Origin of the sequence: Burkholderia sp. WP42 (assembly GCF_000745665.1) — a bacterium.
Taxonomy (GTDB): Bacteria; Pseudomonadota; Gammaproteobacteria; order Burkholderiales; family Burkholderiaceae; genus Burkholderia; species Burkholderia vietnamiensis.
Genome location: NZ_JQJT01000032.1, coordinates 41,721 through 65,947, shown reverse-complemented (window position 1 = coordinate 65,947; position 24,227 = coordinate 41,721). Strand labels below are relative to the sequence as shown.

The window sequence follows — 24,227 nt, the reverse complement described above, 5'->3', positions numbered from 1 at the left end:
CGGCCGCCTTACTTCGGCTGCGCGACGGTGACGAGCGCCGGGCGCAGCACGCGGTCGGCGATCATGTAGCCTTTTTGCAGCACGGCCACGACGGTGTTCGGCTCCTGCTCGGCCGGGACCATCGAAATCGCCTGGTGCTGGTGCGGGTCGAACTTCTCGCCGACCGGGTTGATCGCGACGACGCGGCCCTTCTCGAGCGCGCTCGTCAACTGGCGCAGCGTCAGCTCGACGCCTTCGCGCACCTTCGCGATGTCGCCGGAGGTATCGACGGCAGCCGCCTCGAGGCTGTCGAGCACCGGCAGCAGGTGCTCGGCGAAGCTCTCGATCGCAAACTTGTGCGCCTTCGACACGTCGTCCTGCGCGCGGCGACGGACGTTTTCGGTCTCGGCCTTCGCCCGCAGGTAGCTCTCCTGCAGCTCGGCGACCTTGGCTTGAGCCTCCGCGAGCGCCGCGTCGGCGGCTTCGGCGGCGGGAGCGGCGCCTTGTGCCGCTTGCTTCGCGCTGCCGATGTCTTCGGCCGATTGGGTAGCCGGGTTCTCTTGCGTGTTTTCCATGTCGCTGAAAGTCGATTAGAGGTTGAAGCCAAACCGGCAACCGCCGGGCCGTATGCCCGCGGCGCCGCACATTGCTGCTGCAAATAAGGCCGGAAACTGCGATTTCAAGAGGGTTATCCGCGCCGATTCGTGAAGACCGCGAAACAACCGCGCGCGCGGCGCGCGATTGCACGCATTTGCCGCCAGATTGGACGAAACGACCGGTAACACCGCTTACCAGGCAAGTACTAGCTCGGCATCGGGGCCTGCACTACACTCCATTCAAGCGTCGGAAAGCGCGTTAACCCTAGCTTGCCGCCGCCCGACATCCACCATGAGGCGAGTACCGTGAAACTGACCTTTGCGATATCGGTGGTCGCGCTGGTACTCATTGCCGGCACCACCACCATCTGCCTGTCCGGCGCCGTCACCGACCGCACCACCGAATACGGCAGCGCCCGCGCGACGTTCGACCAGATGTTCAGCGTTCACCCGAAAATCTGTCGATGATGCGACGGTCGCGCTTGGTCGGCCGGCCGTGCAGCTCGGCCGCCGGCTCCCGGTAGGTACGGCGCCGTTCGAGTTCGGCGAGCCGCGCGGTGCGGCCGGCCTCGGTTTCCGCGTAGAGCGTCTGCGCGACGCTCGCCGGCCCGCGCACGTCGCAGATGCCCAGCACGGCAATGTGCCAGACCACTCCGTCGATCGCAATCTCGACCTCGTCGCCGACGCGCACGTCCTTCGACGGCTTGACGGCCGCGCCGCCGATCTTCACGTGGCCCTTGTCGACCGCGTCCGATGCAAGCGAACGCGTCTTGAAGAACCGCGCCGCCCACAGCCACTTGTCGATGCGCAGTTTCGCGCCCGGTTCGGTCGAAATCCTGTAGTTCATCGCGTTCAACTCACCGTTTCGGGCTGCGCCGCCTTGGCCGGCCAGCCCTGCAGATTCTCGGCGACGATCTCGCCGAGCGCGCCGATCCACGCGGACGCCCCGTTCAGGCACGGTATCCGGTGGAACGCCTGGCCGCCGCCCGCGAGAAACTCGTCGCGCACTTCCATGCCGATTTCCTCGATCGTCTCCAGGCAATCGGCCGTGAAGCCCGGACAGAACACGTCGGCGCGCCGCACGCCGGCCTCGCCGAGCTCGCGCAGCGTCGGCGCCGTGTACGGCTGCAGCCACTCGGCCTTGCCGAAGCGCGACTGGAACGTCACGCGGCATTCGAGCGTGGACAGCCCGAGCGCGGCCATCAGCAGTGCGCCCGTCTGCTGGCACTGGTCGTGATAGGGGTCGCCCAGGTCGAGCGTGCGCTTCGGCACGCCGTGGAAGCTCAGTACGAGCTTGTCGCCGGCCGCGAAGTCGGGCCGGCCGTGCTGCGCCCAGTAGTGACGCACCTGCTCGGCGAGCGCATGGATATAGGCCGGATGGTCGGCATAGTGCCGCACCGTGCGCACTTCCGGCTGGTTGCGCATCCGCGTGAGCGCGGCGAACGCGGCATCGAACGCGGTTGCGGTGGTGGACGCCGAGTATTGCGGATACATCGGCATCAACAGCACGCGTTCGACGCCCGCGCGCTTGAACTGCGCGAGCGCCTGCGCGATGTTCGGGCTGCCGTAGCGCATCGCGTAATCGACCTGCACCTGATAATCGTTCGCTGCGAGCAAATGCCGCACGCCTTCGGTCTGGCGTTCGGTGTACACCCGCAACGGCGAGCCTTCAGGCATCCAGACCGCCGCGTATTTCTTCGCCGACGCGCGGCCGCGCAACGGCAGGATCACCGTGCGCAGCAGCACCTGCCAGATGGCCTGCGGAATTTCGACGACGCGCGGATCGGACAGGAATTCGGCGAGATAGCGGCGCACCGCGCGCGGGGTCGGGGCGTCGGGCGTGCCGAGATTGATCAGCAGCACACCGATGCGATGGGCAGCCGCGACGCTCGAAGGCGGCTCAAGGTCAAAGCGCATGGGCAGGATCGTGCTCGCGGCACGCAGTCGAACGGCTCTCAATTATAGCGGCCCGCCTCGATCGGGGCGGCTGGCCGTTCGGCCGACTGGCGGCGCACACGGCGCCGCGGGACGATGACAGAACGATGACGGTGCGCAAGCGGCCGGCTTATTGCTGGCTCAGCGCGAGCGACAGCAGCCGCGCCGTGATGTCGACGATCGGGATCACGCGGTTGTACGCCATGCGGGTCGGGCCGATCACGCCGAGCGTGCCGACGATCTTGCCGTTCACCTCGTACGGCGCGGTGACGACGCTCATTTCCTCGATCGGCACGAGCGTCGATTCGCCGCCGATGAATATCTGCACGCCCTGGGCGTGGCTCGACACGTCGAGCAGTTGCAGGAGGCCCGTCTTTTGGTCGAACACGTCGAACAGCTTGCGCAGCCGCGCCATGTCGGACGACAGGTCAGCCACTTCGAGCAGGTTGCGCTCGCCGGAAATCAGCACGGTGTCCTCGGTGTCGGGCACCTCGGTGCTGGCCGTCACGGCCGCGTGCATCAGCGTGGTCATGTCGCCGCGCAGCTGGTCGATCTCGTCGCGCAGGCGGCGGCGCACCTCGTCGAACGACAGGCCGGCAAAGTGCGCGTTGATGTAGTTCGACGCCTCGGTCAGCTGCGACGGCGTGTAGTCGCGCGGCGTTGCGAGCATCCGGTTCTGCACGTCGCCTTCGGGCGTGACGATGATCAGCAGGATCCGCTTGTCCGACAGCCGCATGAATTCGATCTGCTTGAACACGTGGCTGCGCCGCGGCGTCAGCACGACGCCGGCGAACTGCGACAGGTTCGACAGCACGCTCGCCGCCGCCGCCACCACGCGCTGCTGCGGCTCGCCGGCCTGCAGCGTGTTCTGCACCTGCCGCGCGACGGCCTCGGCGTCGATCGGCGCCTCGACCGTCAACATCGTGTCGACGAACAGCCGGTAGCCGCGCGGCGTCGGGACGCGCCCGGCGGAGGTATGCGGGCTGGACACGAGGCCGAGCTCCTCCAGGTCGGACATCACGTTGCGGATCGTCGCCGGGCTCAGCTCGAGCCCGGAGTAACGGGACAACGTGCGCGAGCCGACCGGCTGACCGTCGGCGATATACCGTTCGATCAGGGTTTTGAGGAGGGTTCGTGCGCGAGGATCTAGCATGGTGGAAAATTTTAGCGCAACCGGGCGGGCGCGGCGAGTGGCCGCAGCGTTCATCGCGCCGGCCGGCCGATCCGGCCCCGTGCGCGCGCAGCCGGTTCTTTTCGTCAACGAGCTATGGTGTAATGCCGGCATGAAAACCGGTAATCAGTTCAATACTGTTGCGCTCGTCGGCCGGAGCAACACGCCCGGCATCGCCGAGCCGCTCGCCACGCTCGCTGGCTGCATCGCGAAACTCGGCTTCGACGTCGTGTTCGAGGCCGATACCGCGCGCGAGATCGGCATCTCGGGCTATCCGGCGCTCACGCCGGCGGAAATCGGCGCGCGCGCGGACGTCGCGGTGGTGCTCGGCGGCGACGGCACGATGCTCGGCATCGGCCGCCAGCTCGCGCCGTACAAGACGCCGTTGATCGGCATCAACCACGGGCGGCTCGGCTTCATCACCGACATCGCCGCAGCCGACATGCAGGCGCTCGTGCCGGTGATCCTGTCGGGCAAGTTCGAGCGCGAGGAGCGCTCGCTGCTCGAGGCGCGGATCGTGCGCAACGGCGAACCGATCTACCACGCGCTCGCCTTCAACGACGTCGTCGTGAACCGCAGCGGCTTTTCCGGGATGGTCGAGCTGCGCGCGTCGGTCGACGGCCGCTATATGTACAACCAGCGTTCGGACGGCCTGATCGTCGCGACGCCCACCGGCTCGACCGCGTACGCGCTGTCGTCGGCCGGCCCGATCCTGCATCCGCAACTGCAGGGCGTCGTGCTCGTGCCGATCGCGCCGCACGCGCTGTCGAACCGGCCGATCGTGCTGCCGGACGATTCGAAGATCGCCATCCAGATCGTCGCCGGTCGCGACGTCAACGTGAACTTCGACATGCAGTCCTTCACGGCGCTCGAGCTGAACGACACGATCGAAGTGCGCCGCTCGAAGCACACGGTGCCGTTCCTGCACCCGATCGGCTACAGCTATTACGCGACGCTGCGCAAGAAGCTGCACTGGAACGAACACGCATCGAACGAAGACGACAAGGCGTCCTGACGCAAGCGAGCCCGACACCATGCTGCGCCACCTCTCGATACGCGACTTCGTCATCGTCGCCGCGCTCGATCTCGAATTCGACGGCGGCTTCACCGTCTTTTCCGGCGAAACCGGCGCCGGCAAGTCGATCCTGATCGACGCGCTGGCGCTCGCCCTCGGCGAGCGCGCCGACGCGAGCGTCGTGCGCGCCGGCTGCGGCCGCGCCGACATCACCGCCGAGTTCACGCCGCACGACCGCGTCGCGCGCTGGCTCGACGAGCACGCGTTCGATGCCGAGGACACCGTGATGCTGCGTCGCGTGATCGACGCGAACGGCCGCTCGCGCGCGTTCATCAACGGCACCAGCGCCACGCTTGCCCAACTGCGCGAGCTCGGCGAGATGCTGGTCGACATCCACGGCCAGCATGCGCACCAGTTGCTGATGCGGCCCGACGCGCAACGCGAGCTGTTCGACACGCACGCGGGCTTGGCCGCCGATGCCGCCAACGTCGCGCGCGCATGGCGCGTGTGGCGCGACGCGACACAGGCGATCGACGCGGCAAAGGCGCACGAGCGCGAGCTTCAGCTCGAACGCGAAAAGCTCGCATGGCAGCTCGCCGAGCTCGACAAGCTCGCGCCGCAACCGGGCGAATGGGATGAAGTGGGCCACGAGCACAAGCGCCTGTCGCATTCGGCGAACCTGATCGCCGGCGTGCAGGGCGCGCTCAACGCGCTGTCGGAGGCCGACGGCGCGATGCTGCCCCAACTCGGCGCGATCGTGTCGAAGCTGCGCAGCCTGGCCGACTACGACAGCGGGCTCGCCGACGCGCTCGCGTCGCTCGAACCGGCCGAGATCCAGTTGCAGGAAGCCGTCTATTCGCTGTCGCACTACGCGCAGCGGCTCGATCTCGATCCGGCCCGGCTCGCGCAGGTCGAAGCGCGCCTCGACGCGCTGCACTCGACCGCCCGAAAGTTCCGACTGCCGCCCGACACGCTGCACGAGGAGCATGCGGCGCGCCGCGCGCAGCTCGCGGCGCTCGATGCGGCCGCCGACCTCGGCGCGCTCGAAGCCGCGCAGTCGAAGGCGTGGGATGCCTATCTCGCCGACGCGAAACGGCTGTCGAAGGCGCGCGCGCAGGCGGCGAAGGCGCTCGGCGCCGCGGTCACGGCCGGCATGCAGGAATTGTCGATGGCCGGCGGCAGCTTCGAAGTCGCGCTCGTGCCGCTGGCCGACGGCGGCCCGCACGGGCTCGAACAGGTCGAATTCCGCGTCGCCGGCCATCCCGGCGTGCCGCTGCGGCCGCTCGCGAAAGTCGCGTCGGGCGGTGAACTCGCGCGGATCAGCCTCGCGCTCGCGGTGATCGCCAGCGCGGCCAGCCCCACGCCCACGCTGATCTTCGACGAGGTCGACACCGGGATCGGCGGCGGCGTCGCCGAGGTAGTCGGGCGCCTGCTGCACCAGTTGGGGCGCAACCGCCAGGTGCTGTGCGTGACGCACCTGCCGCAGGTCGCGGCGCGCGGCGACCATCACTTCCAGGTCGCGAAGGGCGCGGACGAGCGCGGCGGCACCGTATCGTCGGTCATCGCGCTCGACAAGGCGAGCCGTGTGGAGGAAGTCGCGCGGATGCTCGGCGGGCTGGAGATCACCGCGACCACGCGCAAGCACGCGAAGGAAATGCTCGCGGCCTGAGCGGCCCGGCCGACGGCCGGGTCGGATGGAGGCGGACCACCCCGGGCCGGATCGGGGCATGCCGGGCTATATCGGGTCGCGCCGGATCACACCGAGCCGTGCTGGGCCACTGCGAGCCGTGCTGGGCCGCACCGAGTCGTGCCGTGCCGTGCCGAAGCCGTGCCGAAGCCGTGCCGAAGCCGTGCCGAAGCCGTGCCGAAGCCGTGCCGAAGCCGTGCCGAGCCGCGCCGTGCCACACCGAGTCGCGCCGGGCTACACCACACCGAGCCGCGCCGGTCCACACCACGAAGCACCGGACTACACCGGGCCGCACTCCGACCTCACCCGCCCGAATCCCCGCAAGCAACCGCGGAACGGACGCGCCGGCCATCACCGGCGGCCCGACTGCGCGATACGACGCGCCCGCCCCACCTCATCATCGCCTCAAACACCCACCCCACCCGCCGCTCTCAAACACCCGTTCGAACCGCCCCGAACACCCGCGCCCACAGCGCCGTAACGGCCGCCCGCTCCTCGGCCACGACCGCCGGGTCGACGCGCGCCTTCTCCATCCCGTCGAGCCGCAGCTTGTGCTGCAGCTTCCGGTATTTGCGGTACGCGGCGCCGACGCACTCCGCCTCGTCCGCCTCCATCAGCCCGAACCGCGCGACTTCGCGCAGCAGCGCGATGTTGCCGGTGTTGCGGATCAGCTCGGCATCGCTCGACGCATGCAGCAGCACCCAGTACTGGACGATGAACTCGATGTCGACCATCCCGCCCCGATCGTGCTTCAGGTCGAACAGCTCGCTGTGGTTCGGGTGACCGGCGAACACCTTGTCGCGCATGTCGACGATTTCCCGCGCGAGCACGGCCGCATCGCGCGGCGTCGTCAGCACCTGCTGGCGGATCGCCTCGAAGGCCGCGCCGATCTGCGCGTCGCCGGCGCTGTACCGCGCGCGCGTCAGCGCCTGGTGCTCCCAGACCCACGCGGTATTCGCCGCATCGCCTTCGCGCAGCTGGTAACGGCGGAACGCATCGAGATCGGTGACGAGCAGCCCGGCCTCGCCGTTCGGCCGCAGCCGCAGGTCGATGTCGAACAGCGCGCCCGCGCCGGTCGCGGTGGTGAGCCACGTGATGAGCCGCCGCGTAAACGTCGTATAGACGTCCGCCGAGCGCTCGTCCGGGTCGTCGTACAGGAAGATCAGATCGAGATCCGACGCATAGCCGAGCTCCTTGCCGCCGAGCTTGCCGTATGCGATCACCGCGAACTTCGGCACGTCGCGATGGCGTTTCGCGAGCTGCGACCAGACGACCTCGATCGTCACGTCGAGCACTGCATCGGCGAGCTCGGACAGCCGGTCGCTCACGTGCTCGACCGACAGCTGGCCGGCCAGGTCGATCAGCAGGATGCGGAACACCTCCGCATGCTGTGCGTGCCGCAGCAGGTCCATCTGCTGCTCGGGGCCGTCGGCGGCGGCGAGCCGCGCGCGCAGCGCGTCCTTGAACGCGGGCCAGTCGAACGGGCTCGCGATCGCCTCGTCGTCGAGCAGCTCGTCGAGCAATTGCGGATGCCGAATCAGATAGCCGCCGCCCCAGCGCGTCGTGCCGAGCACCGACAGCACGCGATCGAGCGCGGCCGGGTACTCGGTGAGCAGCGCGAGATAAACGCCGCGCCGGCTGACCGTCTCCAGCAGATCGAACAATCGCACGACCGTCTCGTCGCGGCGCGCGGCGTCGATCCGCGGCGCGGCCTCGAGCGCGCGCTGCGCGACGCTGTCGAAGCGCTGCCGGCTCTTTTCCGGCAGACCGGCATAGCGCGACGACTGCCAGATCGCGCGCAGCCGGGCGAGCACCGCGGCCGGATCGGCGAAGCCGAGGCCGACGAGGCGCGCGAGCAGCGTCTCGTCGTCGCCGTCGTCCGCGAGCGCGCCGCTCCATATCCAGGCGGCGGCAGCGTCTTCGCCCGACGCGCACGCGCCGCCGTTGCCCTTGTCGGCGAAGATCTGATCGAACTGCGCCTCGACGAAGGTCCGGTGCGCATCGAGCGCGGCGGTGAGCGCCGCGTAGTCGGCAAAACCGAGCGACGCGGCGAGCACCGCCCGCTCGCCCGGATCGACCGGCATCGCGTGGGTCTGCGCGTCGTCGCGATACTGCAGCCGATGCTCGAGCGTGCGCAGGAAGTTGTACGCGTCGGTCAGCCGCTCGCGCACGTCCTCGCCGATCAGCCCGCGCGCCTGCGCATGGCGCAGCACCGCGAGCGTCGGCCGCACGCGGAACTCCGCGTCCTGGCCGCCGCGGATCAGCTGGAACACCTGCGCGCTGAATTCGATCTCGCGGATGCCGCCGCGCCCGAGCTTGATGTCGTCGGCCTTGTCGGGCCGCATCGACGCGCGGCGCGCGGCCTCGTGCCGGATCTGCTGATGCAGCGACCGGATCGCGCCGATCACGCCGAAATCGAGATAGCGGCGGTAGACGAACGGCTTGACGATTGCTTCGAGCTGCGATGCGAGCCGCCGCGCCGCGTCGCTGTCGCCTTCCGACACGAGCCGCCCCTTGATCCATGCATAGCGCTCCCATTCGCGCCCCTGCACGTAGAAGTATTCCTCGAGCATCCCGAGGCTGCATACGAGCGGCCCGGAATCGCCGTTGGGACGCAGCCGCATGTCGACGCGAAACACGTAGCCGTCGGCGGTGACCTCGGACAGCACGCCGATCAGGCGCCGGCCGAGCCGCGTGAAGTACTCCTGCGTGGACAGCGGCGCGCGCGTGCCGCCGGCCGTCTCGCCGTCGTCCTCGTAGACGAAGATCAGGTCGATGTCCGACGACACGTTCAGCTCGCGGCCGCCGAGCTTGCCCATCCCGACCACGCCGAGCACGACGCGCTGGCCGTCGGCGCCGCGCGGCTCGCCGTAGGTGGCCTCGAGCTCCGCGGACAGCAGCGCGAGCGAGCGCTGCACGGCCACTTCGGCGAGGTCGGTCATCGCGGAGGTGACCTCGGCGACGTCCGCGACGCCGCGCAGGTCGCGCTCCGCCACCGCGCCGAACACTTCGACGCGCAACTGCCGCAGCGCGCGCTTCAATTCGTCGTCGCCCGGCGCGGCCGCGCCGGAACTCGCCGCGAGCAACTCGGTGAGGCGCGCGTCGAGCCGCGCGCGCGTGAGCGGCGCGTCGGCCCACGCGGCGATCAGCTCGGCCAGCGCGGGGCGCGCGGCGACCGCGCGGGCGAGATAGCGGGAATAGGACGTGCTGATCAGGGCGGAAGCGTCGGTCATCGTCATCGAAAAGCGGGCGTGGCGGTAAGGCCCGTTGCCGCGGGTCGCGCGTGCGCGCGCCGCTGCCGACAGACCGTTGGACTCGGCGCGGTGTGAGCGGCCGCGCGTGCGCCGCCGCCCACACCGCGCGCCGGAAAGCCCGTGCCGCATGCGCGCAACGGCCGCCGGCACGAACCCCTGTGATACATTTCAACGTCAATCTGCAAAACTACCATATCGCCGCCCCTCCGCCGCATGTCCGACCGTCAGGAATCCGCCGTAGCTGCGCCCGAAGCGGGACCTCCGAAGCACGATCATCCGGTCCTGCGCCGCGTGTTCAGGGTGACGCTGGCAGTCGGCATCGGCGTGTACTTCGTCGCGTCCGGCGCATTCCTCGGGCTGCGCTACGTGGTGCTGCCGCGCATCGACGAATTCCGGCCGCGCATCGAGCGCGCCGTGTCCGACAAGCTCCACGCGCAGCTTTCGATCGGCAGGCTGTCCCCGCACTGGTCGGGCATGCAGCCGGGCGTCGAAGTGACGAACCTCACCGTTCGCGGCCGTGACGGCCGCATCGCGCTGTCGGTGCCGCATGCGACGGCCGCGCTGTCGTGGATCTCGCTGCTGCGGCTGTCGCCCGCGCTGTCCAGCCTGATCGTCGACCATCCGGATCTCGTCGTCGCGCGCGCGGCCGACGGTTCGCTGAGCGTCGCGGGCATCGGCGTCGCGACCACCCACGGCGGCAACGACACGTTCGGCACCTGGCTGCTGAAGCAGGAAGCGATCGTGCTGCGCAACGGCACGCTGCGCTGGCGCGACGCCCAGCACGACGCACCGGAGCTCGCGCTGTCGGGCATCCGCCTCGCCGTGCTGAACCACGGCCGCGAGCACAAGGTCGCGCTGCAGGCGCCGGCCAACGGCACGCTGCTGCTCGGCCCGCTCGACTTCCGCGCGCGCTTCACGCACAAGCCGCTCGCGCCGATCGGCAAGCCGACCAACTGGACCGGCAACGCGTACCTGTCCACCGGCCCGGTCGACCTGCAGACGCTCGGCCGCTACCTCGACCTGCCGTTCACGGCCCACGCGGGCCGGATCGACAACGCGATCTGGGCGACCTTTCAGGACGGCCACCTGCGCTCCGCGGGCGGCGACCTGCAGGGCGCCGACGTCGTGCTGCGCGTGCGGCCGACCCAGCCGCGCCTGGAAGTGCCGACGGTCGGATTCGGCTGGGACATCGCGCTCGACGCCGGCCGCGACTACACGCTGCACCTGACGCGCTTCAACGCCGAGCTCGGCCAGCCGCCGCTGCCCGACGGCACGCCGCTCGCGCGCTCGCTCGCGCTGTCGACGCTGACCGCCCGCTACCGCGTGCCGACCGCCGATCAGGGGCAGTTGCTGAGCGTCGCCGGCGACCGCGTCGATCTGGGCATCCTCAGCGAATTCATCCGCGGGCTCCCGCTGCCGGCGCGGCTGCGCAACGAGCTGATCAAGCTCGACCCGCACGGCATGGTGTCGAACTATCACATCGAGGTCGAACGCGCGAAGCCCGCGCGGGCCGAGCTCGCCGACGAGGAACGCCGCACCGGCGCCGCGCCGATCGTCCGCTACCGCTTCCTCGGCGATCTGCAAGGCATCAGCTTCGCCGCGCAGGAGCCGCCGCCCGGGCTGTCGCCGCGCGGCCATCCGCGCGCCGGCTGGCCGGGCGTCGAGAACCTGTGGGGCAGCGTCGACGCGACCGAGACGGGCGGCGCCGCGCACTTCGACACGGTGAACGCGGCGGTCACGGTGCCCGGCGAGTTCGACGAACCGCGCCTGACCTTCGACCGGCTGCGCGGCAACGCCAAATGGGTGATCACGCCGGCGCCGGGCGAGAAACACGCGCGCGTCGACGTGACGTTGCCCGACCTGTACGTCGCGAATCCCGATGCCGAGATCGACGTATCGGGCACGTACACGAACCCCGGCCACGGCCGCGGCTCGCTCGACCTGCGCGCCGAGTTCGCCCGCGCGGCGGTGGCGCGCATCCCGCGCTACCTGCCGACCGGCATGTCGGAGCGGCTGCGCGCGTATCTCGGGCATGCGCTGCAGGACGGTCGCGTGACCAAGGGCGCATCGATCGTCGCGCGCGGCCCGCTCGAAAAATTCCCGTTCGAACACGAGCCCGATGCCGGCGTGTTCCACATCGTCGCGCCGTTCACCGGCGGGCGCTTCGAGCCGACGCCCTACCCGCCGCGCAAGCTTGCGAACGGCACGCCGAGCGTGTGGCCGGCGCTCGACGGGATCGACGGCGTGTTCGAGCTCGCGCAGAACAAGCTGCGCTTCGACATCGCACGCGCGCGCTACAAGCGCGTCGCGCTGACGAACGTCAATGGCCGGATCGACGACCTCGGCAATCCGTCGAAGTCGCCGCTCGTGATCGACGGCCACGCGCACGGGCCGCTCGCCGACCTGATCGACTACGCGGACAACAGCTCGCTCGGCACGATGAGCGGCCACATCGGCCAGCGCATCGACGCGCAGGGCCCGGCGTCGCTCGCGCTGAAGATCACGATTCCGCAGCACGTGCCGCATCCGCACACGCACGTCGAAGGCGCGCTCGCGTTCGGCGGCAACACGCTGTCGACCGACGGCGTGCCGCCGCTGTCCGCGCTGCGCGGCAGCGTGCGTTTCACGGAGGCCGGCGCGTCGCTGCACGACCTGGCCGGGCGCTTCCTCGGCGGGCCGGTGCACGCGAACGGCAGCTTCCAGTCGCACGGCCCGTACACGGTCGACGTCGACGGCAAGCTCGCGCTCGACGCCGCCCGCGGGCTGAACCTGCGCGGCACGGCCGCGGCGCTGCTCGAACACGTGGTCGGCGACGCGCCGTACCAGGTCGCCGTGCGCGGCGCGCCGGGCAGCCTGCCGCAGATCACCACGCGCTCCGACCTGACGGGCGTCGCGCTGAACTTCCCGGCGCCGTTCGCGAAACCGGCCGGCGAGCCGATGCCGTTCCGCTTCACGCTGCAGCCGGCCACGCCGGCCGGCGGCAAGCGCATCGAGCACGCGGACCTGACGCTCGGCCCGGTGTCGGCCACCTATCTGCTCGACGCGACGCGCGGCCAGCCGCTGCGCGCATTGCGCGGCGCGATGGGCATCCACCGGATGCCCGACCTGCCGCAGGACGGCGTGAGCGCGGCGGTCGACGTCGACGAGCTGGATGCCGACGCGTGGCTCGCGCTCGCGCACACGCTGAAGCCCGACACGCCGCGCACGCCGGAGCCGCCGCCGGAGGCGCCGACGCGGTCGCGCATCGATGTCGCCAGCTTCACGCCGAAACGTTTCGCGCTCCACTTCGGCACGCTGAAGCTGCTCAAGCGCAACTGGGAAAACGTGATCGTCGGCGCGTCGCACGTCGACGAGCTGTGGCAGGCGAACATCGCGTCGAACCAGGTCTCGGGCTACCTGTCGTGGGCGCCGGGCGGCGGGCACAACGGCGCGGGCGTGCTCAATGCACGGCTCGCGAAGCTGGTGATTCCCGACAGCGCCGAGCACGACCTCGTCGGCCGCGCGATGAACCTGCCGACGCCGACCGACCGGCCGATACCGTCGGTGGACCTGATCGTCGACCAGGTCGTCGCGCGCAATCACGACATCGGCCGGCTGGTCGTCAACGCGCGCAACATCGACGAGGACGGCGTACCGGTGTGGCAGCTCGACCGGCTCGAGCTCGCCAATCCGGCCGCGAAGCTGACGGCCACCGGCAACTGGCGCACGTCGCGCCGCGCGCTGGCCCGCGGCGTGGACGACAACGACGCGCCGCGGCGCAGCGTGTTCGACTTCAAGCTCGACGTCGGCAACGCGGGCGCGCTGCTCGACCTCGTCGGCCTGCCGCGCACGCTCGAGAACGGCCACGGCACGGTGACCGGCAAGGTGGGCTGGCGCGGCGGCCCGACGGCCGTCGAGGTGCCGTCGCTCGGCGGCCAGGTCGCGCTCGACTTCGAGCACGGCCAGATCCTGAAGGTCGATCCGGGCGCCGCGAAACTGCTCGGCGTGCTGAGCCTGCAGAGCCTCGCGCGGTTCCTGACGCTGAACTTCCGCGACGTGATCGGCAAGGGGCTACCGTTCGACAAGATCACCGGCACCAGCCGGATCTCGAACGGGATCGCCCGCACCGACGACTTCTCGATGACGACGGCGCCCGCGAACGTGACCGTGCGCGGCGCGGTCGATCTGGCCACAGAGACGCAGGACCTGCACGCGCACGTCGCACCGAAGATCGGCGCCGGCACCGCGGCGATCGCGGCCGCGATCGTCAATCCGCTGCTCGGCGTCGGCGTGCTGGCGGCGAACTACGCGCTGTCGCAGACGCTGTCGCACGCGTTCGCGCTCGACTACGCGATCACCGGCTCGTGGGCGCATCCGCACATCGAGCGGGTGCGGGGCGATCAGGGTAAGATGGATCACGGTCCGGCCGATGCGGCAAGCCACTGACGCGTGCAGGCCGCCGGACCGCACCCCTTTTACGAAGCCAGCGATCCTGCGATGACCGATCCGACCCGTTCCGCCACGCCCTTCCGGGTTGCCGCGCTGCAGATGGTGAGCACGCCGGACGTCGCGCGCAATCTCGCCGACGCCGGCCACCTGATCGAGCAGGCGGCGGCAGACGGCGCGCAACTGGTGCTGCTGCCCGAGTATTTCTGCTTCATGGGCCACCGCGACACCGACAAGCTCGCGCTCGCCGAACCCTATCGCGACGGGCCGATCCAGCAGTTCCTCGCGCAGGCCGCGCAGCGGCATCGCGTCTGGGTGATCGGCGGCACGCTGCCGCTGCAGGCGCCGGAGCCCGACCGCGTGCTGAACACGACGCTCGTGTTCGACCCGAGCGGCCGCGAGGCCGCCCGCTACGACAAGATCCACCTGTTCAACTTCGAGAAAGGCGACGAATCGTTCGACGAGGCGCGCACGATCCGCGCGGGCGACACGGTCGTCGCGTTCGACGCGCCGTTCGGGCGGGTCGGCCTGTCGGTCTGCTACGATCTGCGCTTTCCCGAGCTGTACCGCCGGATGGGCGATTGCGCACTGCTCGTCGTGCCGTCGGCGTTTACGTATACGACGGGCCGCGCGCACTGGGAAACGCTGCTGCGCGCGCGGGCCGTCGAGAACCAGTGCTACGTGCTGGCCGCCGCGCAGGGCGGCAAGCACGAGAACGGCCGGCGCACGTGGGGCCACAGCATGCTGATCGATCCGTGGGGCGAAATCGTCGCGGTCCGCGACGAAGGCGCAGGCGTCGTGGCCGGCGCGCTCGACTCTCAGCGCATCGCCGACGTGCGCCAGAGCCTGCCCGCGTGGCGGCATCGCGTGCTGGCCTGAAGCGCCGCCGCCGCTTGAAACGCCGCCCGGCCAACCCATCTGTCCAGAACGCACCCGACAACTTTTTGAGAAACCTCGATACCCGCATGAACATCATCGAACCCGGCATCCGCAATCTTGCGCTGGCGAAGGACATCCTCCTCACGCCGTACGGCCTCGACGAGAGCCTGCTCACGCGCACGATCGCCGACATCTTCACGCATCGCGTCGACTACGCGGACCTGTACTTCCAGGCCACCCGCAGCGAAGCGTGGAGCCTCGAGGAAGGCATCGTGAAGTCGGGCAGCTTCAGCATCGACCAGGGCGTCGGCGTGCGCGCGGTGGCGGGCGACCGCACCGCGTTCGCCTATTCGGACGACCTGTCGCCGGAAGCCATCGCCCAGGCGGCCGCGGCCACCAAGGCGATCGCGGCGGCGGGCGGCGGCCGCCAGAAGATCAAGGCGGCGACGTCGCTGAAAGGCATCACCGGCCGCGACCTGTACCTGCCGTCCGACCCGCTCGCGTCGCTCGACGCGACCGCCAAGGTCAAGCTGCTCGAGCGCATCGAGCAGATGGCGCGCGGGCGCGACCCGCGCGTCACGCAGGTGATGGCGGGCCTCGCCGGCGAATACGACGTCGTGCTGGTCGCGCGCAGCGACGGCGCGCTCGCGGCCGACATCCGGCCGCTCGTGCGCGTGTCCGTCACGGTGATCGCCGAGCAGAACGGCCGCCGCGAGATCGGCTCCGGCGGCGGCGGCGGGCGCTTCGACTACGCCTATTTCACCGACGACGTGCTGTCGCGCTACGTCGACGACGCGGTGCACGCCGCGCTGGTGAACCTCGACGCGCGCCCGGCGCCGGCCGGCGCGATGACCGTCGTGCTCGGGCCGGGCTGGCCGGGCGTGCTGCTGCACGAGGCGATCGGCCACGGCCTCGAGGGCGACTTCAACCGCAAGGGCTCGTCGGCATTCGCGGGCCGGATCGGCGAGCAGGTTGCCGCGAAGGGCGTGACGGTGGTCGACGACGGCACGCTGCCGAACCGCCGCGGCTCGCTGAACATCGACGACGAAGGCAACCCGACGCAGTGCACGACGCTGATCGAGGACGGCATCCTCAAGGGTTACATCCAGGACACGCTGAACGCGCGCCTGATGAAGATGCCCGTGACCGGCAACGCGCGCCGCGAGTCGTACGCCGCGCTGCCGATGCCGCGCATGACCAACACGTACATGCTCAACGGCGACAAGGATCCGCAGGAAATCATCGCGTCGGTGAAGAACGGCCTGTACGCGGTGAACTTCGGCGGCGGCCAGGTCGACATCACGAACGGCAAGTTCGTGTTCTCGGCGTCCGAGGCGTACATGATCGAGAACGGCAAGGTCACCTACCCGGTGAAGGGCGCGACGCTGATCGGCAGCGGCCCGGAATCGCTGAAGTACGTGAGCATGATCGGCAACGACATGTCGCTCGACTCGGGCGTCGGCGTATGCGGCAAGGAAGGCCAGAGCGTGCCGGTCGGCGTCGGCCAGCCGACGCTGCGGATCGACAAGATGACCGTCGGCGGTACGGCATAACCGCATCGCCGCGCAGACAATCCGCGCATTTTGACGAAACCACGCGGATTGTCCGCATTTTTGATTGCCCCCGGTTGCCAGCTGCGCGGCGACCGGGTATAAATTGCGAATCGACTTTTTCGACGAACCGAATCTCCGTCATGTCCGCCAAGTTTTATTTTTACTTTTTTTGGCATCTCAGACCGCTGGCGGATCGAGAGGGTTGATGGCGCGTAAAGCGCAACCGAAATTCCCGAAAAACCGCCGGCGAACCCGGCGGTTTTTTTTCGCCCTTCGCCAACCGGCCGTCGCAGCGGATCCCGCCGCACCGGCCGGCGCCGACCGAATCACCCGAATCGATGAATCTGCCGCACGCGCTCTGACCGAACGGCGCCCGTAAAACCAGGAGAACCAGCATGCCCCCGCACAACACCGACGACGTCCGCATCCGCGAACTCAAGGAACTGACGCCGCCCGCCCACCTGATCCGCGAATTCGCATGCTCCGAGGCCGCGTCCGAGCTGATCTACGAGTCGCGCCGTTCGATGCACCGGATCCTGCACGGGATGGACGACCGGCTGATCGTCGTGATCGGGCCGTGCTCGATCCACGACACGAAGGCGGCGCTCGAATACGCGGGGCGGCTCGTGAAGGAGCGGGAGCGCTTCAAGGGCGAGCTGGAAATCGTGATGCGCGTGTACTTCGAAAAGCCGCGCACGACGGTCGGCTGGAAGGGGCTGATCAACGATCCGCATCTCGACAACAGCTTCAAGATCAACGAAGGGCTGCGCACCGCGCGCGAGCTGCTGCTGCAGATCAACGAAATGGGGCTGCCGGCCGCGACCGAATACCTCGACATGATCAGCCCGCAGTACATCGCCGACCTGATCTCGTGGGGCGCGATCGGCGCGCGCACGACCGAGTCGCAGGTGCATCGCGAGCTCGCGTCGGGGCTGTCGTGCCCGGTCGGCTTCAAGAACGGCACCGACGGCAACGTGAAGATCGCCGTCGACGCAATCAAGGCCGCGTCGCAGCCGCACCATTTCCTGTCGGTGACCAAGGGCGGCCATTCGGCGATCGTGTCGACGGCCGGCAACGAAGACTGTCACGTGATCCTGCGCGGCGGCAAGACGCCGAACTACGACGCGGACAGCGTGAACGCCGCCTGCGCGGACATCGGCAAGGCCGGCCTCGCCGCGCGCCTGATGATCGACGCGAGCCATGCGAACAGCTCGAAGAAGCACGAGAACCAGATCCCGGTGTGCGCGGACATCGGCCGTCAGGTCGCCGCCGGCGACGAGCGGATCGTCGGCGTGATGATCGAGTCGCACCTCGTCGAGGGGCGCCAGGACCTGAAGGAAGGCTGCGCGCTGACCTACGGCCAGAGCATCACCGACGCATGCATCGCGTGGGACGACAGCGTGAAGGTGCTCGAAGGGCTCGCGGAAGCGGTGAAGGCGCGCCGCGTCGCACGCGGCAGCGGCAACTGACGGCCAGCGGGCCGCGGGCCGGCGCATGCCGCGCGCGGCCCGATCGATGCCCCAATAAGACAAGCCCGGCTCGCGCCGGGCTTTGTCGTTGCGTCGCTGCATCGGCCGCCACCGGCCAAGCGGTCGTTACTCGAGCGCGCCCGAGCCGAAGATCTCGGTGTTGATACGTTCCGGCGCGACGCCGAGCGCGACCAGCGCGTCGCGTTGCGCCTTCATGAACGCGATCGGGCCGCAGATGTAGTAGTCGGCATCCGGCACCAGCACATACTGCTGCACGCGCTCCGGCGTCAGGCGCCCTTCGAGGTCGTGATCGACGCCCGCGCGGTCGTTCGGGCCGACCAGCTCGTACAGCACCGTGCGCTTGAAATTCGCGTGTTCGCGCACCGTATCGTTCAGCCAGTCGCGGAACGCGTGCACCGCGCCCGAGCGGCAGGCGTGGACGAACCGCACGTCGCGCTTGCTGCCTTCGGCCACCAGCGTCGACGCCATCGACACCATCGGCGTCAGGCCCACACCGCCGGAGATCAGCACGACCGGCGTATCGACGCCGCGCTTCAGCGAGAATTCGCCCATCGGCGCGGTCACCTCGACGATCGCGCCCTCCTCCACGCCGTCGTGCATCAGCGTGGAAACCTTGCCGGCCGGAACCGCTTCGGCCTGGCCGGACTCGCGCTTCACCGAGATGCGCAGCCACTTGCCGTGCGGCGCGTCGGACAGGCTGTACTGGCGCGGCTGGTCGACGCCGAGGTCGCCGACGAAGCGCTTCACCGTGACGTACTGGCCCGGCTCGAAGGTCGGCGCCGCGCCGCCGTCGGCCGGCGTCAGGTAGAACGACGTGATCTCGTCGCTTTCACGCACCTTGCGGGCCACCTTGAACGGACGGAAGCCGCTCCAGGCGGCGCCCGCGTACAGGTCGGCCTCGGCGCCGATCAGGATCTGCGCGAGCTGGCCGTACGCGACGCGCCAGGCTTCGAGCGTCTGCGCGTCCACCGCGTCGCCGAGCACTTCGACGATCGATGCAAGCAGGTTCTCGCCGACGATCGGGTAATGCTCCGGACGGATGTTCAGGCTCGCGTGCTTGTGCGCGATGTGCGACACCGCTCCGCCGAGCGCGCCGAGGTTGTCGATGTTCGCCGCATACGCATAGACGGCCTTCGCGAGCGTCTCCGGCTGGCTGCCGGTCTTCTGGTGCGTCTGGTTGAACAGGTTCTTCAGCTCGGGATGGCGCGTGAACATGCGCTGGTAGAAGTGCTTCGTGATCGTCGCGCCGTGCACGGCCAGGACGGGGGCAGTGGCCTTCACACGAGCCATCTGGTCGGCGGTGATGTCAGTCATGTCGTTCTCCGTTAAACATGCTCAAACGATACATGTTTAAAAATCGCGGCCCCTCGGGCAAATTGTCGCAGCGCGGGAAGGCGCGCGGCTCAGCGCACGCGCCCTCGCTCCCACAGCACGTCCGAGCCGCCGCCGGCGCGGTTCAGCACGCGCGCGAGCACGAACAGCAGGTCGGACAGCCGGTTCACGTAACGCCGCGGCGCATCGTTCAACGTGTCGGCACGGCCGAGCGCGACGATCGAACGCTCGGCGCGCCGGCACACGGTGCGGCACACGTGCGCGAGCGACGCGGCGCGCGAGCCGGCCGGCAGGATGAATTCCCGCAGCGGCGGCAGCGTCGCGTTGTAGTCGGCCAGCCATCGGTCGAGGCGCGCGAGATGCGTGTCGTCGAGTACCGTGTGGCCGGGGATGCACAGCTCGCCGCCCAGATCGAACAGGTCGTGCTGGATCGTCACGAGCGCGGTGCGCACGTCGTCCGGCAGCGGCTCGGCGAGCAGCACGCCGAGATTCGAGTTCAGTTCGTCGACGTCGCCGATCGCGACGATCCGCGCGTCGTCCTTGCCGATGCGCCGGCCGTCGCCGAGGCCGGTGGTGCCGTCGTCGCCCGTGCGCGTGGCGATCTTGCTCAAGCGGTTGCCCATGCGAATGTCCTCTCGTGCGCGGCCGCGACGCGGCCCGGTTGTGTAGGAACGCGATTATCGCAGCCGGCGGGGCGGGTCGCAGCGGACGTTGCGGCGTAGAATGACCCAAAAGTTCGACAAGCAGCCGTCAGGAGACGCTCGTGAATCACCCCGCCACGCCGGCCGCCACGCGCCGCCCGCTTCCTCCCGCGATGCTCGATGCGCTGCGCGCCACCTTCGGCGAGCGCGTGTCGATCGCCGACGCGGTCCGCGCCCATCACGGCCGCGACGAATCCCCGTTCGATCCGCAACTGCCCGACGCCGTCGTGTTCGCGCACAACGCCGACGAAGTGCGCGCCGTCGTGTCGCTGTGCGCGCTCTACAGCGTCCCGTTGATCCCGTACGGCGCCGGCTCGTCGCTCGAAGGCCATCTGCTGGCGGTGCGCGGCGGCGTGTCGCTCGATCTGTCGGAGATGAACCGTGTGCTGTCGATCGACGCGGAAGACCTGACCGTGACGGTCGAACCGGGCATCACGCGCAAGGCGCTGAACGAAGCGCTGCGCGACACCGGCCTGTTCTTCCCGATCGATCCGGGCGCCGACGCCAGCATCGGCGGCATGACGGCGACCCGCGCCTCGGGCACCAACGCCGTGCGCTACGGGACGATGCGCGAGAACGTGCTCGGCCTGAGCGCCGTGCTCGCCGACGGCCGCGTCGTGAAGACCGGCTCGCGCGCGCGCAAGTCGTCGGCCGGCTACGATCTGACGCGGCTGTTCGTCGGCTCGGAAGGCACGCTCGGCGTGATCACCGAGATCACGCTGCGCCTGCATCCGCTGCCCGAAGCGGTGTCGGCCGCGATCTGCGCGTTCCCGACGATGGGCGACGCGGTGCGCACCGTGATCGAGACGATCCAGATCGGCGTGCCGATCGCGCGCGTCGAATTCGTCGACGCGCTGGCGGTGCGCTCGATCAATCGCCATTCGAACCTGACGCTCGCCGAGGCGCCGACGCTGTTCTTCGAATTCCACGGCACCGACGCCGGCGTGAAGGAGCAGGCCGAGCTCGTGCAGGCGCTCGCCGGCCAGAACCACGGCCAGGGCTTCGAATGGGCGACGCGCCCCGAGGACCGCACGCGGCTGTGGGCCGCGCGCCACAACGCGTACTTCGCGATGCTGCAGCTCAAGCCCGGCTGCCGCGCGGTGACGACCGACGTCTGCGTGCCGATCTCGCAGCTGGCCGCCTGCGTCGAGGAAACCGAAGCCGACCTGCGCGCGTCGTCGCTGCCCTGCCCGATCGTCGGCCACGTCGGCGACGGCAATTTCCACGTCGCGATCCTGATCGACCCCGACAAGCCCGCCGAGCTCGACGAAGCCGAACGCATCAACGACCGGATCGTCGAGCGCGCGCTGCGGCTGGGCGGCACCTGCACCGGCGAACACGGCGTCGGCCTGCACAAGATGCGCTTCCTGCCGAAGGAGCACGGCGAGAACGCGATCGACGCGATGCGGGCGATCAAGCTCGCGCTCGATCCGCGCAACCTGATGAATCCCGGCAAGATCTTCACGTGCTGACACGGCGGCGCGCGGCCGCGCGCGCTCAGGAGACTCAATGAACGCTTCCGTCGAACTGTCGAGCGCGATGCGCGCGCAGCGCCAGCGCGAAATCGTGCAGGCGCTGATGGCCGTGCTGCCGACCCATTGCCTGCTGTACCGCGACGAAGACACCGCCGCGTACGAATGCGACGGCCTGTCGGCGTATCGCCGGCTGCCGCTCGCGGTGGCGCTGCCGGAAACCGAATCGCAGGTGCAGCGCATCGTGCAGATCTGCCGCCGCATGGAAGTGCCGATCGTGCCGCGCGGCGCGGGCACGAGCCTGTCGGGCGGCGCGCTGCCGATCGCGAACGGCGTCGTGCTGTCGCTCGCGCGCTTCACTCGGATCGTCGAAGTCGATCCGTACGCGCGCACGGCGACCGTCCAGCCCGGCGTGCGCAACCTCGCGATTTCCGAGGCGGCCGCGCCGTACGGGCTGTATTACGCGCCCGATCCGTCGTCGCAGATCGCCTGCACGATCGGCGGCAACGTCGCGGAGAATTCGGGCGGCGTCCACTGCCTGAAGTACGGGCTGACGGTGCACAACGTGATGCGCGTGCGCGCGGTCACGATGGACGGCGAGATCGTCGAGTTCGGCTCGCTCGGGCTCGACACGCCGGGCCTCGACCTGCTCGCGGTGATGATCGGCAGCGAAGGGATGTTCGCGATCGTCACCGAAGTGACGGTGAAGCTGATCCCGAAGCCGCAGACCGCGCAGCTCGTGATGGCGAGCTTCGACGACGTCGTGAAGGGCGGCGAGGCGGTCGCCGCGATCATCGCGTCGGGCATCATCCCGGCCGGGCTCGAGATGATGGACAAGCCGGCCACGCAGGCGGTCGAGGCGTTCACGCACGCCGGCTACGACGTCGACGCGAAGGCGATCCTGCTGTGCGAATCCGACGGCACGCCCGAGGAAGTCGCGGAGGAGATCGTCCGCATGACGGCCGTGCTGCGCGAGCACGGCGCGACGCGCATTCAGGTGTCGCGCAACGAGAGCGAGCGGCTGCGCTTCTGGTCGGGCCGCAAGAACGCGTTCCCGGCCGCCGGCCGCATCTCGGCCGACTATTACTGCATGGACGGCACCGTGCCGCGCCGCGCGATCGGGCCGCTGCTCGCGCGCATCGAGCAGCTCGAGACACGCTACGGGTTGCGCTGCATCAACGTATTCCATGCCGGCGACGGCAACATGCATCCGCTGATCCTCTACAACGCGAACGATCCCGAGCAGTTGCACCGCGCCGAGCAGTTCGGTGCGGAGATCCTCGAATGCTGCGTGGAATTCGGCGGCAGCGTCACCGGCGAGCACGGCGTCGGCATCGAAAAGCTCAATTCGATGTGCGTGCAGTTCTCGCCGCAGGAGCGCGACGCGTTCTTCGCGGTCAAGCGCGCGTTCGATCCGGCCGGGCTGCTCAACCCCGACAAGGGCATCCCGACCCGCGCGCGCTGCGCCGAGTACGGCCGTCAGCACGTGCGCGGCGGGCTGCTGCCGCATCCCGACCTGCCGCGCTTCTGAGCGGCGCGCGCCGTGCGGAGGCCCGGCGTGCGCGCGTCGGGGCGTTAGGGATAGTCGCGATGTGGATTCGCGCCACCCCGGTACAATCGACCGGACAACAACGAGGCAGCAACGGAACATGGAAGAGGACGACATCGTCGCCGGATGGGCCGAGCGCGTGCGCGCCGCCAGCGCCGACGGGCGGCCGCTGCGGGTCCGCGGCGGCGGCACCAAGGACTGGTACGGCCAGACGCTGGACGGCGAAATACTCGACACGCGCGCGTTTCAAGGCGTCGTGTCGTACGACCCGGCCGAGCTCGTCGTCACGGTGCGCGCGGGCACGCCGCTCGCGCAGCTCGAAGCCGTCCTCGCCGAGCGCGGCCAGATGCTGCCGTTCGAGCCGCCGCACTTCGGCCGCGCGGCCACCGTCGGCGGCTGCATCGCGGCCGGTCTCGCCGGCCCGCGGCGCGCGGCCTGCGGCGCGCCGCGCGACTTCGTGCTCGGCGTCACGCTGATGAACGGGCGCGGCGAAGTGCTGCGCTTCGGCGGGCAGGTCGTGAAGAACGTCGCCGGCTACGACGTGTCGCGCCTGATGGCCGGCGCGCTCGGCACGCTCGGGCTGATGCTCGAGCTGTCGATCAAGGTGCTGCCGGTGCCGGTCGCCGAAGTCACGCTGAAGTTCGAGATGACGGCCACCGACGCGGTGCGCAAGCTCAACGAATGGGGCGGCCATCCGCTGCCGGTGAGCGCGAGCGGCTGGCGCAACGGCACGCTGGTGCTGCGGCTGTCCGGCGCGGAAGCGGCGGTCAAGTCGGCGAAGACGCTGCTCGGCGGCGAAGTCGTCGATGCGGTCGAAGCCGAGCGCTTCTGGGCCGGCCTGCGCGAGCACACCGATCCGTTCTTCAACGGCATTCCGCCCGGCTATGCGCTGTGGCGCCTGTCGCTGCCGTCGATCACCGAGCCGATGCACCTGGCCGGCAACCAGCTGATGGAATGGGGCGGCGCGCAGCGCTGGTGGATCACCGACGCCGATGCGCAGACGGTGCGCATGAGCGCGAAGCAGGCCGGCGGCCACGCGACGCTGTTCCGCGCGGGCGATTCCTACGACCGCAGCGCCGGCGTGTTCACGCCGCTGCCCGCGCCGCTGATGAAGATCCACCGCGGGCTGAAGGCCGCGTTCGATCCGGCGCGCATCTTCAACCGCGGCAGGCTCTACCCCGATCTCTGA

At 69.6% G+C, this 24,227-nt stretch carries 17 protein-coding genes; 10 read left to right on the top strand and 7 right to left on the bottom strand.

All coding sequences use genetic code 11. The features are described from left to right. Window positions 1-8: 8 nt before the first annotated feature. The gene (gene grpE, locus EX20_RS19700; RefSeq protein ID WP_011883354.1) at window positions 9-554 is read right to left on the bottom strand and encodes a nucleotide exchange factor GrpE; all 546 of its coding nucleotides are present in this window, start codon (window positions 552-554) and stop codon (window positions 9-11) included. Window positions 555-881: 327 nt separating this feature from the next. Between grpE and EX20_RS32585 the strand changes: the two genes are divergently transcribed. Then, window positions 882-1,043 (top strand): hypothetical protein, encoded by a 162-nt coding sequence (locus EX20_RS32585; RefSeq protein WP_011883353.1) that lies wholly within the window; start codon window positions 882-884, stop codon window positions 1,041-1,043. On the opposite strand, the gene EX20_RS19690 is transcribed toward EX20_RS32585, so the two are convergent. The 3 genes from EX20_RS19690 to hrcA all read right to left on the bottom strand — a co-directional run bounded on the left by EX20_RS19690 (window position 1,015) and on the right by hrcA (window position 3,663). Further along, window positions 1,015-1,422, bottom strand: a complete 408-nt coding sequence (locus EX20_RS19690) for an RNA-binding S4 domain-containing protein (RefSeq protein ID WP_034194465.1) — start codon at window positions 1,420-1,422, stop codon at window positions 1,015-1,017. The two genes, EX20_RS32585 and EX20_RS19690, sit on opposite strands and share 29 nt — an antisense overlap. A gap of 5 nt (window positions 1,423-1,427) precedes the next feature. Then, window positions 1,428-2,492 (bottom strand): ferrochelatase, encoded by a 1,065-nt coding sequence (gene hemH, locus EX20_RS19685; RefSeq protein ID WP_011883349.1) that lies wholly within the window; start codon window positions 2,490-2,492, stop codon window positions 1,428-1,430. A 148-nt stretch (window positions 2,493-2,640) separates the two neighbouring features. Then, a complete protein-coding gene (gene hrcA / locus EX20_RS19680) occupies window positions 2,641-3,663 on the bottom strand; it encodes a heat-inducible transcriptional repressor HrcA (RefSeq protein ID WP_011883347.1) in 1,023 nt (340 codons plus the stop codon). A gap of 130 nt (window positions 3,664-3,793) precedes the next feature. Between hrcA and EX20_RS19675 the strand changes: the two genes are divergently transcribed. Both EX20_RS19675 and recN read left to right on the top strand, forming a co-directional pair. Beyond that, on the top strand, window positions 3,794-4,696 hold the full coding sequence (locus EX20_RS19675) for an NAD kinase (RefSeq protein ID WP_011883345.1): 903 nt from the start codon (window positions 3,794-3,796) through the stop codon (window positions 4,694-4,696). Window positions 4,697-4,715: 19 nt separating this feature from the next. Next, complete coding sequence (recN, locus tag EX20_RS19670; RefSeq protein ID WP_034194450.1) at window positions 4,716-6,365, top strand: DNA repair protein RecN; 1,650 nt, start codon at window positions 4,716-4,718, stop codon at window positions 6,363-6,365. A gap of 449 nt (window positions 6,366-6,814) precedes the next feature. Here recN and glnE read toward each other — a convergent pair whose 3' ends face one another. Beyond that, the gene (gene glnE, locus EX20_RS19665; RefSeq protein WP_034194464.1) at window positions 6,815-9,616 is read right to left on the bottom strand and encodes a bifunctional [glutamate--ammonia ligase]-adenylyl-L-tyrosine phosphorylase/[glutamate--ammonia-ligase] adenylyltransferase; all 2,802 of its coding nucleotides are present in this window, start codon (window positions 9,614-9,616) and stop codon (window positions 6,815-6,817) included. A gap of 234 nt (window positions 9,617-9,850) precedes the next feature. Between glnE and EX20_RS19660 the strand changes: the two genes are divergently transcribed. The 4 genes from EX20_RS19660 (at window position 9,851) to aroG (ending at window position 17,963) form a co-directional block, all read left to right on the top strand. Beyond that, window positions 9,851-14,062, top strand: coding sequence for a YhdP family phospholipid transporter (locus EX20_RS19660; RefSeq protein WP_034194449.1), 4,212 nt, complete (start codon window positions 9,851-9,853; stop codon window positions 14,060-14,062). A gap of 51 nt (window positions 14,063-14,113) precedes the next feature. Next, the gene (locus EX20_RS19655) at window positions 14,114-14,941 is read left to right on the top strand and encodes a carbon-nitrogen hydrolase family protein (RefSeq protein WP_034194448.1); all 828 of its coding nucleotides are present in this window, start codon (window positions 14,114-14,116) and stop codon (window positions 14,939-14,941) included. An 86-nt stretch (window positions 14,942-15,027) separates the two neighbouring features. Continuing rightward, window positions 15,028-16,494: a metalloprotease TldD gene (tldD, locus tag EX20_RS19650; protein WP_011883338.1), complete on the top strand. Its 1,467-nt coding sequence runs from the start codon at window positions 15,028-15,030 to the stop codon at window positions 16,492-16,494. A gap of 395 nt (window positions 16,495-16,889) precedes the next feature. Continuing rightward, window positions 16,890-17,963: a 3-deoxy-7-phosphoheptulonate synthase AroG gene (aroG, locus tag EX20_RS19645; RefSeq protein ID WP_011883337.1), complete on the top strand. Its 1,074-nt coding sequence runs from the start codon at window positions 16,890-16,892 to the stop codon at window positions 17,961-17,963. A gap of 126 nt (window positions 17,964-18,089) precedes the next feature. On the opposite strand, the gene hmpA is transcribed toward aroG, so the two are convergent. Together hmpA and EX20_RS19635 are read right to left on the bottom strand one after the other, a co-directional pair. Next, window positions 18,090-19,298 (bottom strand): NO-inducible flavohemoprotein, encoded by a 1,209-nt coding sequence (gene hmpA, locus EX20_RS19640; protein WP_034194447.1) that lies wholly within the window; start codon window positions 19,296-19,298, stop codon window positions 18,090-18,092. A gap of 89 nt (window positions 19,299-19,387) precedes the next feature. Continuing rightward, a complete protein-coding gene (locus tag EX20_RS19635; RefSeq protein ID WP_011883333.1) occupies window positions 19,388-19,939 on the bottom strand; it encodes a cob(I)yrinic acid a,c-diamide adenosyltransferase in 552 nt (183 codons plus the stop codon). A 140-nt stretch (window positions 19,940-20,079) separates the two neighbouring features. Here EX20_RS19635 and EX20_RS19630 point away from each other — a divergent pair, with 140 nt between their 5' ends. From EX20_RS19630 to glcE, 3 genes are all read left to right on the top strand, one after another. Next, a complete protein-coding gene (locus EX20_RS19630) occupies window positions 20,080-21,489 on the top strand; it encodes an FAD-binding oxidoreductase (protein WP_034194446.1) in 1,410 nt (469 codons plus the stop codon). Window positions 21,490-21,526: 37 nt separating this feature from the next. Beyond that, the gene (locus EX20_RS19625; protein ID WP_011883331.1) at window positions 21,527-23,020 is read left to right on the top strand and encodes an FAD-linked oxidase C-terminal domain-containing protein; all 1,494 of its coding nucleotides are present in this window, start codon (window positions 21,527-21,529) and stop codon (window positions 23,018-23,020) included. Window positions 23,021-23,138: 118 nt separating this feature from the next. After that, a complete protein-coding gene (gene glcE, locus EX20_RS19620) occupies window positions 23,139-24,227 on the top strand; it encodes a glycolate oxidase subunit GlcE (RefSeq protein ID WP_014722474.1) in 1,089 nt (362 codons plus the stop codon).